We start from the raw sequence: 11,627 nt of genomic DNA on the forward strand, positions 1-11,627 counted from the left end.
GCGTCACGCTTACGCCAGTTCGTTAGGGCACGCTTCGCCCTTTTCCAGCTGCTGCAGGTTACCCAGCGTGGTTTCCGAAATGCTGATCAGCGCTTCGGCAGTCAGAAACGCCTGGTGTCCGGTAAACAGCACGTTATGGCAGGCTGACAGGCGGCGGAACACGTCGTCCTGGATCACATCATTCGACTTGTCTTCAAAGAACAGATCGCGTTCGTTCTCGTACACGTCCATTCCCAGCGCGCCAATTTTCTGGGTTTTCAGCGCTTCGATAGCGGCCTGAGAGTCAACCAGCCCGCCGCGGCTGGTGTTGATGATCATCACGCCATCCTTCATCTGGTCAAATGCCGCCTGGTTAAGCAGGTGGTAGTTCTCCGGCGTCAGCGGGCAGTGCAGGGAGATCACGTCGGACTGCGAGAACAGCGTCGGCAGGTCGACGTACTCCACGCCCAGATCCAGCGCTGCGGCGCTTGGGTACGGATCGAATGCCAGCAGACGCATGCCGAAGCCTTTCAGGATGCGCAGGGCAGCCACGCCGATTTTACCGGTGCCGATCACGCCGGCGGTTTTGCCGTACATGGTAAAGCCGGTCAGCCCTTCCAGCGAGAAGTTGGCGTCACGGGTGCGCTGATAAGCGCGGTGAATACGACGGTTAAGCGACATCATCATGCCAATCGCATGTTCAGCCACCGCTTCCGGGGAGTACGCCGGAACGCGCACCACCTTCAGACCCAGCTCTTTCGCCGCGTCGAGGTCCACGTTATTAAAGCCTGCACAGCGCAGGGCGATGTACTTCACCCCCTGTTTTTTCAACTCTTCCAGCACCGGGCGACTGCCGTCATCGTTTACGAAAATGCAGACGCCTTCACAGCCGTGCGCCGTTTTGGCGGTTTTTTCGGACAGCAGAAAGTCGAAAAATTCAAGCTCAAACCCGTAAGCCTCGTTAACATGTTGCAGATACTTTTTGTCGTACTGCTTTGTGCTATATACCGCGAGTTTCATAAGACTTTCTCCAGTGATTTTGCATTCACGTTAGCATGATTAAAATTATCTTACAATTTCTAAAATATTATTGAATTCAATAAGTTCTATGAATTATTCTAGAGCATATCTACATCCTAACTCCATGATATTGTTGCTACGAGGAATCTTTGGCTTGAATCTGCTCAGGGCATGTAGAGAAAAATGCAGTGGGTTGAGGATGCGAAAAAAGCCTGTCTGAATTACGTTAAAGAATGGCAAGAGGGTGTGAAAACTGCAATCCTTCTGGATGTGATGGGACGATATCAGGAACCGGGTGAGTTTCTGATAAAGAGGGAGAATGATGCATGTCGCAACAGCTGGGGTTGTCCTTATCTCCGCCAATGCTGCCCGCTTTGTACTATTTCATTGTATCTATAGTAGTTTTTTTCTTGTTATATATCGGGAAACAGAAGGTTAACCGGCTACGAAAATACCCACTGTTCATAGCCTATACGCTGTTTGTGATAGCCATTGCAGCCATCCAGATTAACGTTTTTGCCAACGGCTATGAGTTTGTTCGCGGTTTTTTACATATCGATTTTGATCCCTGGCGGTACGATTCGGTGTACTGGGGGTCATTGATATTCGCAATGCTTTACCTGCTGGCAATGCCCAGGAACAGGTATTAGTTTCGCAGTGTTTTCCCTTTTTTACGCCTGAAATGATGCGTAACCCACTGAATATAAAATGTGTTCTTTAGGTTACACATAGCAAAAAAGTTACCTCATACTATTTCCAGCATCTATCCTTAATCTTGGCGTTAACTTCAACTCAACCGCTAAACATGCGACAATGTTCGGCACTGCCGGCTTAATTCTTTCGCTAAATCAGGATATTAACTGCCCATGAAGGGTAAATACAAAGCCGCTCTTGCGCTTTTACTGCTGTTCATACTGTTGCCGCTGACGCTGCTGATGACGCTCGCCCAGTGGGTCCCGACGCTCGCCGGGATCTGGCTGCCCGTGGGGACGCGCATCGCGTTCGAAGAAAGCCCGAAATTGACCCGCCACGCGCTGGTGATCCCCGATCTTCGCTATCTGGTTGAAGACTGCGAAATTGCCCGCATCGATAACGTGATGCTGTCACATCCGAGCCGCTGGAAGCTGGATATCGGCGCGCTGGATTTAAATTCCGTCTGTCTGAGCAAAATTCCCCAGTCAGCGCCCTCAACGGTCGCCCCGAAAACGCTCGCGCAATGGCAGGCAGTATTACCCAATACCTGGCTCACGATTCACCGTCTGACGCTCTCTCCCTGGCAGCAGTGGCAGGGCGAGCTGCGTGCGTCGCTGACCCCGTCCAGTCAGGAGATCGCCTATAAAGGCGAGCAGGTCAGCATTAAAGGCACGCTTCGCGGTCAGACGCTCTCGGTCAGCCAGTTCGATGTACAGCTCCCGGACCAGCCGCAGCCGATTAAGCTGGTGGGCGAATTTACCCTGCCGCTGGTACCGGATGGCGTACCGGTGAAAGGCCACGCGGTCGCGACCTTTAACGTGCCACAGTTGACGTCTCTGGTCGATGCCGATCTGGACTGGGAAGACAATCAGGGACAGCTGGTGGTGATGGCGCGGGACAATCCCGATCCGCTGCTCGACCTGCCGTGGCAGATCACGGCGGAACAGCTGAACATTAGCGACGGGCGCTGGAACTGGGATCTCTCGGGTATGCCGCTGAGCGGGCGTGTGTCCCTTCGCGCCGACAACTGGCAGCAGGGGCTGGATAAAACCACCCTGACCGGACGGCTGAATGTGCTTACCCACGGTGATGCGGGGAAAGGCAACGCGGTACTGAATATCGGGCCAGGCAGGCTCAGCATGGAAAACAGCGACATGCCTCTGCACCTGAGCGGCGAGGCAAAGCAAAACGATCTCATTCTTTACGCTAAATTGCCCGCAACGCTGACCGGCAGCCTGTATGAACCGCAGCTGGCCTTTGAGCCGGGCGCGCTGCTCCGCTCGCGCGGGCGCATCATTGATTCACTCGATATCGATGAAATCCGCTGGCCGGCGTGAAGCTCACCCAGAAGGGCGTGGACGGCCGTCTGCAGGCTATTCTGCGCGCCCATGAAAACGAGATGGGCGATTTTGAACTCCACCTGGACGGTCAGGCCAGCGACTTCTTACCCGATAACGGCCTGTGGCAGTGGCGCTACTGGGGGAAAGGCGGTTTTACGCCGATGCATGCCCGCTGGGATGTCGCCGGGAAAGGCGAATGGCGCGACAACCTTATTGAGCTGACGGCGCTCTCCACCGGTTTTGACAAGCTCCAGTACGGCACGATGGAGGTCAGCAAGCCTCGCCTGGTGCTGGAACAACCGGTGCGATGGTTGCGTGACCCCGAAAAACCGACCTTCAGCGGCGCGCTGTCGCTTAACGCCGGGCAAACCCGTTTCTCCGGCGGCAGCGTGTTGCCGCCATCGGTCCTGACCTTTAGCGTCGACGGCAGCGACCCGACTATTTTTCAGTTTAAGGGCGACCTCCACGCGGACAAAATCGGTCCGGTACAGGTAAACGGGCGCTGGGATGGCGTGCGCCTTCGCGGGCAGGCCTGGTGGCCGAAACAGTCTCTCACCGTATTCCAGCCGCTGATCCCGCCGGACTGGAAAATGACGCTGCGCGACGGGGAACTGTATGCGCAGGTCGCTTTCTCGGCGGCGGCCGATCAGGGTTTTGAAGCGGGCGGGCACGGCGTGCTGAAATCCGGCAGCGCCTGGATGCCGGATAACCAGATTAACGGCGTCGATTTTGTGCTGCCGTTCCGCTTCAGCGACGGAACCTGGTCTCTGGGCACGCGCGGTCCGGTGACGCTGCGCATCGGTGAAGTGGTAAACCTGGTGACCGCACGAAACATTACTGCCGATCTACAGGGGGACTATCCCTGGACGGAGGACAATCCGCTGCTGCTCACCAACGTGAAGGTGGAAACCCTCGGCGGGAAGATCACCATGCAGCAGCTGCGGATGCCGCAGCACGATCCGGCCCTGCTGCGGGTGGACAATATCTCTTCGAGCGAGCTGATTAGCGCCGTTAATCCGAAACAGTTTGCCATGTCGGGGCCAGTCAGCGGGGCGCTGCCGTTCTGGCTGGACAATGAAAAATGGATCATTGAAGATGGCTGGCTCACCAACCCGGGCCCAATGACGCTGCGCATCGACAAAGATACGGCCGACGCCATCGTCAAAGATAATATGGTCGCGGGTGCCGCGATTAACTGGCTCCGCTATATGGAAATTTCGCGTTCGTGGACGAGAATCAATTTAGATAATCTGGGTGAGTTGACCATGCAGGCGACCATCAAGGGGAACAGCCGGGTGGATGGCAAAAGCAGCTCCGTCAACCTGAACTATACCCATGACGAGAATGTCTTTACCCTCTGGCGTAGCCTGCGCTTTGGGGACAACCTGCAAACCTGGTTTGAGCAACATGCGGCGATACCTGCTCCCCGCAGTTTGACCGGCAAGGAAAGTGAGGAACAACAATGAAAAAGATGGCTGGTGTGCTCACCGTTGCCGTTGCCGCGCTACTGACCGGCTGTACGCCGCGTATTGAAGTCGCTGCGCCAAAGGAGCCGATTACCATCAATATGAATGTCAAAATCGAACATGAGATCCACATTAAGGTCGATAAAGACGTCGAAACCCTGCTGAAATCGCGCAGCGATCTGTTCTGAGGACGCCATGAAACGAGTAGCTCTGATTTTGCTGGCGCTGGGGATGAACGTACAGGCGGCTACGCTCACCCTCAACGATGCCCGGGCCCAGGGGCGCGTGGGGGAAACCCTCAGCGGTTATCTGGCCCCGATTCAACAGGACGCCGAAACGCTGGCGCTGGTCAATCGCATCAACGCGGCGCGCACGGAAAGCTACCAGAAGCTGGCTGACAGCAATAATTTGCCGGTCGATGAAGTGGCCAAAATGGCTGGGCAAAAACTGGTTGCCCGCGCGCAGCCGGGCGAGTACGTGAAGGGTATTAACGGAAAATGGCTCAGAAAGTAGCTAGCGGTAGCGCCTGCGGTATTCACCCGGCGAGACGCCAAAACGCTGCTTAAACGCCGTTGAAAAATGGCTATGGTCGGTAAACCCCCAGCTGTAGCCAATGCCCGCCAGCTTTTCATCATCGCCAGCAGTGCGCAGTACCTGCGCGCAGAGATCCAGGCGACGGTTTTTAATGTACTGCGCGACCACCAGCCCCTTTTCGGCAAACATGCGGTAGAGACTGCGCACAGACATACCGCTCTCGGCGGCAATCCATTCAGGACGCAGCGATTCAGACTGAATATGGTCGTCAATCAGCGCCACCACATGCTGGAACTGGCGCTCCTTGCGCGGCTGAATGATTTCACGTTGCTGGAAAGCGGGGCGCAGCAGGCAGATCATCGCTTCGAGCGCCGCTTCGCTTTCACGATCGCTCAGGTCGGCATTGCTCATACTCTCCATCAACAGGCGATGGCTCAGCTGTACCGTGGGTAAGGTGCGGGAAAGGGCGGTCGCGCAGCTTATCTCCTGGAAACGACACTGCTGCTCAATAATCTGACGCAGAACCAGGAGCGAAATCTGGCGGGATTTTTCCTGCCAGTTGATTGAACAGGGACGCGACGCGTCAATCAGCGTGATATCACCGGTTTTGAGCAGCGCGCGACGGTCATCCTGCTCAATTTCCGCACTCCCTTCGAGCTGGAATACGGTATAGAACCAGGCATCGTTACTCTGAGCGATCTCCTGGCGGGAGCGGAACAGGTTAACGCCGCCTGCGGTCACGGTGCTGAGCTTCAGGCTGCGCGCATAGCTGGTCTCCAGCTCGCCGTAGAATTTACCCCCGGTGGGCTGCGCGTTAAAACGCCCGCAAACCTGGTTAATTTGCGCCAGCCAATGCTGATACTGTTCCTGCTCGCTTGCACACGCCATCGTTTCTCTCACTGCACCATCAACGTTTTCGCATTGTTGCATTTGTGTTGCATTTTGTCAGAGCTATGAGGCTGACTATAGGAAAGAACACTCACCGGTAACAGCGATATAAGCGGCAATTATCGCGATTTGCGGAGCCTGTCACAGGTGGCAAAGCGAATGTCACAGAGACAAAAGCGAGAATGCAAAACCCCTCTTAGACTGGATGAACACCCTGCGAAGAATAACGAAGGAGTATCCTATGTCTGAATCACTGGTGGCTATTCAGCCTGCCGTGCAGCAGTTTTTAGACCGACAGCATGGCCTGTGGATTGAAGGGCGTCAGGCCGCGTCGGACAGTGCAAAGCGGCTTAATGTCTACAACCCGGCCACGGGCGAGGTGATTGCCTCGACTGCCGATGCCAGCGTCGATGACGTTGATCGTGCCGTTATGTCCGGCTGGCGCGCCTTTGTGGCCCGCACCTGGGCCGGAAAACTTCCGGCCGAGCGCGAGCGGATCCTGCTCCATTTCGCCGATCTGGTGGAACAGCACAGCGAGGAGCTGGCCCAGCTTGAAACGCTGGAGCAGGGCAAATCCATCAACATTTCCCGTATGTTTGAAGTCGGCTGCACCCTGAACTGGATGCGCTATACCGCCGGGCTGACCACCAAAATTTCGGGTAAGACTCTCGATCTTTCTATCCCGTTGCCGCAGGGCGCCCGCTATCAGGCGTGGACGCGTAAAGAGCCGGTTGGCGTGGTGGCCGGGATTGTGCCATGGAACTTCCCGCTGATGATCGGCATGTGGAAAGTGATGCCAGCGCTGGCAGCTGGCTGCTCTATCGTCATTAAGCCGTCTGAAACTACGCCGCTGACCATGCTGCGCGTGGCGGAACTGGCCAGTGAAGCGGGCATCCCGGATGGGGTGTTCAACGTGGTGACCGGGAGCGGCGCGGTGTGTGGCGCGGCGCTGACCTCGCACCCGCACATTGCTAAGGTGAGCTTCACCGGCTCAACCGCGACGGGTAAGCAAATTGCCCGCGCGGCGGCGGACACGCTAACCGGCGTGACCCTGGAGCTCGGCGGGAAGAACCCGGCAATTGTGCTCAAGGATGCGGACCCTGCGTGGGTGATCGAAGGCCTGATGACCGGCAGCTTCCTGAACCAGGGGCAGGTGTGCGCTGCGAGCTCGCGCATCTACATTGAGGCGCCGCTTTTTGACACGCTGGTCAGCGGGTTTGAGCAGGCGGTGAAATCCCTGAGCGTCGGGCCAGGCATGTCGCCGGAAGCGTTTATTAACCCGCTGGTGTCGCGCGCGCATTGCGACAAGGTGCAGACCTTCCTCGATGAGGCGAAGTCGCGCCACGCGGAGCTGATCGTCGGTAACCGGGGGCCGGAAGGCAAAGGCTATTACGTTTCACCTACGCTGGTGGTGAACCCGGATGCCTCGCTGCGCCTGACCCGCGAAGAGGTGTTTGGCCCGGTGGTCAACCTTGTCCGCGTCGCCAACGGGGAAGAGGCGCTCCAGCTGGCAAACGACACCGAATATGGCCTGACGGCCAGCGTCTGGACGCAGAATATCAGCAAGGCGCTGGAGTATACCGACCGGCTGCAGGCGGGCACCGTCTGGGTGAACAGCCATACGCTGATCGACGCCAACCTGCCGTTCGGCGGCATGAAGCAGTCCGGTACCGGACGCGATTTTGGCCCGGACTGGCTGGACGGCTGGTGTGAAACCAAGTCGGTGTGCGTGCGGTATTAAAAAGCAAGCCGGGTAAGGCGTAGCCGCCACCCGGCTTTTTTTCTACAGCGACCACCGATCCCGCCCGGCCTCCTTCGCCCGATACAGCGCCGCATCGGCGCGGGCGATGATCTCGGTGCCCGCTAACCCCTCGGCCATGCTCGCAATCCCCATGCTCACGGTGACATGGTCGCTGACCGTCGAGGCGCCGTGCGGTATGGCTTCCGTACGCAGGCCGTCCTGAATACGCAGGGCAACCTTTTCCGCAATGTTTGCCGGGCAATTGAAGAGGATGACCACGAACTCCTCACCACCGTAGCGTGACACCACATCGTCAGGCGTGCGCACCGACTGCTTCAGCACGCGCGCCACGCGCGTCAGACAGTCGTCACCCGCCTGGTGCCCGTAGGTGTCGTTGTAACGCTTGAAGTAGTCGATATCCAGCATGATCACCGAGAAGGTTTTTTTCTGCTCAACCGCGTTCTCCAGCACCACCTCCATTTTCCGGCGATTGGCGGTTTTGGTTAACGGGTCCTGATGCGCCAGCGCGTCCAGCCGCGAAATCAGCAGCTGATTTTGCTGGTTACGTCGCCAGGCTTCGTCAAACCAGCTCAGCAGAATGAAACGCCCGCAGATCAGGATCAGCGTAAACACGCTCCAGATAACAACGAAGTGTAGGTTGAGGCCATCGTTTCTTATCCAGCTTGCTATCGGCAGGGTGATCCAGAGTGGGAGCACAAAGGCGAGCAGCCCTTCAGGGTAAAAATAGAGCGCCGTCAAACCGGCGAGTAACAGAATAACGCACAGCGGCCAGACGTGCGGGAGCAGCAGCTGGGTGATAAACCAGAAGCAGGATACCGACCAGATGGCGCTACAGATAAACAACACCACGCTGATACCGGCGATACGCCGCCAGGCCATGAGGATCAGCGCGGCCGAGAGGATGATAATACCGAGCATGGAGGCATCAACCATTCTCGTCAGCTGGGGCGAGTGGGGATAAAGAGGATCGCTGGGCTTAAGCAGAACGTGTCGCAGCAGAATCATCACCGCGAAGCTGATATTGACGAAGGCCAGCCACGGCAGGTTCATCGCCAGCCCGTGCATGACCATGGCATGGCGCGTTGGCCAGGTCGCCCGTTCCAGCGACGGTTTTTTTCTTTTTTCCATAAAGCCCTTTCCCGTCCGGGGGATAAATCATGTCGATGAGATATCTGTAACTATAAGCAAGCCAGGACGATCCTCAAACGCCAGGGCAAAAAAAACCGGGCTATTGCCCGGCGGGTGGTTATTTTTCGTCTTTTTTCTTCCCGAGCGTTGGCGTCTCGTCGAAGAAGTTCCACGGCTTAAGCAGGGTATGCACCCATTCCGTCGGCATGATCGGCCACTCCTCCGCGCGCGCCACGTGGGTGGTGCCGGTGGTCATCCAGACTACGTCGTCCCGATCGTTGAGCGACTCGTTATCTTTGCTGTACTGCCCGAGGCCCGTGTCGTGTACGGAGCGGTTAGGGAATTTACCTTCCGGGTAGAGCTCATCAGGGTGGTAGCGGGTCACCCACAGCTGTTTGTCCATAAAGCTCAGGCGATGGTAGATCCACTCGTCCGGGGCAAATTTCGCGCCGGTCGCCACCGGGTGCGTACCGCCCGCATAAGGGATGATCTGGTACGAGACCGGGTTACCCATGCGGTTCTCTTTACTTGTGTTGCTCAGCAGGCGAATCGTGCCAGGGTCGAACTTCTGCGCCGCCTGCTGCTCAGTATCAATATCGTACTGATTAATCTGCATGGTGCTGGTGCGCGGGCCCCCGGCGGTATTCGGCTTCACTTCCGGATCCATCGCCACCAGCTTGTTGTTGATGCCGTCCACGTCCATATCAAGACGGAAGTTGTAGATGTGCTGGTGCGTGGTGCCCACGATGTTGTGGTCGATCAGCGTGCCGTATTTTGTATCGTCTTTGGCGGTGGCATCGTGCATGGTTTTCGCCTGCACGCCTTTCACCGCTTCGATACCCGTCGCACCGGCGTCAATGCCGATGGTGCCATTTTCATGGAACACCCAGTCGAAGATGTAATCGTAATTGCCCACGGTACTCACCCAGCGCACCACCAGCTCGCGGCGCTCGGTGCTGACGTTAGGCTGGCCCATCTCCTGATGCTTATATTCCGGCCCCGCGTAGCGTTCGAAAATGGCGATCGCGCGCGGGATCTCCATCGGCGCGCCGGTGTAATCCGGGATGGTTTCGTTGAGCATCACCGCGTTGGACGGCACGTCTTTCCCGCGCACCAGAGGGGAGGTCAGGGTGCCCATGCCGTAGTCGCCGGAATCAAGATAGGCCTTGAAGTACCAGCCCACGTCCGGATCGCCGTAAGGGACGATCATCCCGCCGAGCGACCCCTGATACATAATCTGACGCTTTTTGCCGTTGTCGTTATACGTGACGGTTGAAATCATCGGACCGACGCGAGAGTCCAGGCTCAGGTGGAAATCCCAGTTCTGCCAGTGCACCATATCGCCGGTAATGGTGTAGTTCTTACCTTCCGGCTCGATGATGTCGAGCGGTTTTTTCGGCGTTTCTATACGATCTCGGCCATCGTAGGGGCGCGGCGTCATAGGGACCGGAACAACGGCGCCTTCCTCAATCTTCTGGATCTTTTTCTGCTCAAGATCGACTACGGCAACCAGGTTCTCAATCGGGTGCGCCCAGTAGTTGCCGTCGCCCACGTCCAGATAGCTCAGCACCTTCAGCAGGCGATCTTCCTGCTTCAGGCCGTCTTTACCGTCGAAATAGCCGACGGTCAGCGGCGTGGTAATCACTTTTTTCGGGTCGGTGATGCCGTGTTTTTTAAGCACCTCGGCAAATTCCGTACTCTCGTTAACGATCTGCTGTACCGCAGTGAAATCATCCAACAGCACCATGCCGTGCGCATCTTTCACCGGCTCCCAGCGCAGGATTTTTTTATCCTTCAGATCCACCAGGCTTTCGATAACGTGCTTTCCATCGAGCATCACAATCTTTGCCTGACGCGGGGCATCCACCGCCGTACCGTTAAGCACAAAGTCCCACACTTTGGCTTTCTCTGGCTCTGCAAGGGCAATCTGGGTAAAGCGGGTATTAGGCTTAAAGTCCGCCGAGGCTTTCACAATCTCAACGGCCTGCTTAATTTCGTCAGCCGTCAGCGCGTTTAGCGGGTGAGGGCGTTTTTCTACCTGGAAGGTCTGGTCAAGGCCGGACTGGAAAACGTCGTTGATGAAGGTATCGGAAATAAAGGCTTTCTTGCCTTTCATCACCACCGGCACCCCGAGCCTGAGGGTTTTGCCGTTGACGATGGCGGTTTTGGCACCCGGTTTGACCTTCACGAAGGCGCCGTCTTTCGCAATGGTGAACATCTGTGCGTAATCATCCCACTGAACGTCGGCGCCAAAGTCCTGCAGCGTTTTGTCCATCGGGACCATATGCGCCTCGCTGCCGTGGGCGAAAACAGGGGATTGCCAGGCGCAACACAGCGCAACGGCCATAGCCAGTGCCGTTCTACGGGCAGAAAAAAAAGAATTGCTTCCCATCGTAGACCTCATCTTGTTGTGATTTTTGGGTATATTGTGTTGTGACAGCCTTATCCTGACAGGCGCCTGAGAAAAGCGTTTGCCTGCATCTGCCAGATTATTTGTCAGCCTTGCCAGGTTAAAAAAAGAGCGGGGATACATCACATGCCGGGCCATTTCCTCTCCCCACAAATGATGTCAACACAGGCGACCCCCTCTCCCTTGAGGGAGAGGGCTGGGGTGAGGGGGAACATACGGCTGTAGTGGTCATTCCGTTCACTTCATGTTCCTTGCTACTCTGTCACGACATGACCAGTGAACGTGCCAGGGCGGCTCAGTCGCCGCCGCCCTGGCGACCCGGGCTCCCGGCGGTAAATCGCCGCTTCGCGGTGCCCTCAGCTTATTCCTTCAGGCTATCGGGTCGGGCATGAGCCTGCATCCCTGCA

At 56.8% G+C, this 11,627-nt stretch carries 7 protein-coding genes and 1 pseudogene; 4 read left to right on the forward strand and 4 right to left on the reverse strand.

What is annotated here, in order from left to right:
- Positions 1-9: 9 nt before the first annotated feature.
- Positions 10-999: a 2-hydroxyacid dehydrogenase gene (locus tag ACWYRJ_RS13465; RefSeq protein ID WP_008502392.1), complete on the reverse strand. Its 990-nt coding sequence runs from the start codon at positions 997-999 to the stop codon at positions 10-12.
- Positions 1,000-1,865: 866 nt separating this feature from the next.
- Between ACWYRJ_RS13465 and ACWYRJ_RS13470 the strand changes: the two are divergent.
- From ACWYRJ_RS13470 to ACWYRJ_RS13480, 3 genes and pseudogenes are all read left to right on the forward strand, one after another.
- Positions 1,866-4,498, forward strand: a pseudogene (locus ACWYRJ_RS13470) (YdbH family protein).
- Positions 4,495-4,686 carry a YnbE family lipoprotein gene (locus ACWYRJ_RS13475; protein WP_014169918.1) on the forward strand — a complete coding sequence of 64 codons (192 nt, stop codon included), beginning with the start codon at positions 4,495-4,497 and terminating at the stop codon, positions 4,684-4,686. The pseudogene ACWYRJ_RS13470 and the gene ACWYRJ_RS13475 overlap by 4 nt, the downstream one beginning before the upstream one ends.
- A gap of 7 nt (positions 4,687-4,693) precedes the next feature.
- Positions 4,694-5,011 (forward strand): YdbL family protein, encoded by a 318-nt coding sequence (locus ACWYRJ_RS13480; RefSeq protein WP_115874948.1) that lies wholly within the window; start codon positions 4,694-4,696, stop codon positions 5,009-5,011.
- Here ACWYRJ_RS13480 and feaR read toward each other — a convergent pair whose 3' ends face one another.
- Positions 5,012-5,920 (reverse strand): transcriptional regulator FeaR, encoded by a 909-nt coding sequence (gene feaR / locus ACWYRJ_RS13485; protein WP_455508070.1) that lies wholly within the window; start codon positions 5,918-5,920, stop codon positions 5,012-5,014. It lies immediately after the preceding gene.
- Between the two features lie 241 nt (positions 5,921-6,161).
- Between feaR and ACWYRJ_RS13490 the strand changes: the two genes are divergently transcribed.
- A complete protein-coding gene (locus ACWYRJ_RS13490; RefSeq protein WP_455508071.1) occupies positions 6,162-7,661 on the forward strand; it encodes an aldehyde dehydrogenase family protein in 1,500 nt (499 codons plus the stop codon).
- 42 nt (positions 7,662-7,703) lie between these two features.
- On the opposite strand, the gene ACWYRJ_RS13495 is transcribed toward ACWYRJ_RS13490, so the two are convergent.
- Together ACWYRJ_RS13495 and tynA are read right to left on the reverse strand one after the other, a co-directional pair.
- Positions 7,704-8,810 carry a GGDEF domain-containing protein gene (locus ACWYRJ_RS13495; RefSeq protein ID WP_149366814.1) on the reverse strand — a complete coding sequence of 369 codons (1,107 nt, stop codon included), beginning with the start codon at positions 8,808-8,810 and terminating at the stop codon, positions 7,704-7,706.
- Positions 8,811-8,928: 118 nt separating this feature from the next.
- Positions 8,929-11,202, reverse strand: coding sequence for a primary-amine oxidase (tynA, locus tag ACWYRJ_RS13500; RefSeq protein ID WP_455508072.1), 2,274 nt, complete (start codon positions 11,200-11,202; stop codon positions 8,929-8,931).
- Between the last annotated feature and the right edge of the window lie 425 nt (positions 11,203-11,627).

Source organism: Enterobacter sp. (assembly GCF_977039595.1).

Excerpts from the sequence above, each read along its gene's own strand:
- feaR (WP_455508070.1), bottom strand. The coding sequence starts at position 5,920 with ATGGCGTGTGCAAGCGAGCAGGAACAGTATCAGCATTGGCTGGCGCAA.
- ACWYRJ_RS13490 (WP_455508071.1), top strand. The coding sequence starts at position 6,162 with ATGTCTGAATCACTGGTGGCTATTCAGCCTGCCGTGCAGCAGTTTTTA.
- ACWYRJ_RS13465 (WP_008502392.1), bottom strand. The coding sequence starts at position 999 with ATGAAACTCGCGGTATATAGCACAAAGCAGTACGACAAAAAGTATCTG.
- ACWYRJ_RS13495 (WP_149366814.1), bottom strand. The coding sequence starts at position 8,810 with ATGGAAAAAAGAAAAAAACCGTCGCTGGAACGGGCGACCTGGCCAACG.
- ACWYRJ_RS13475 (WP_014169918.1), top strand. The coding sequence starts at position 4,495 with ATGAAAAAGATGGCTGGTGTGCTCACCGTTGCCGTTGCCGCGCTACTG.
- tynA (WP_455508072.1), bottom strand. The coding sequence starts at position 11,202 with ATGGGAAGCAATTCTTTTTTTTCTGCCCGTAGAACGGCACTGGCTATG.
- ACWYRJ_RS13480 (WP_115874948.1), top strand. The coding sequence starts at position 4,694 with ATGAAACGAGTAGCTCTGATTTTGCTGGCGCTGGGGATGAACGTACAG.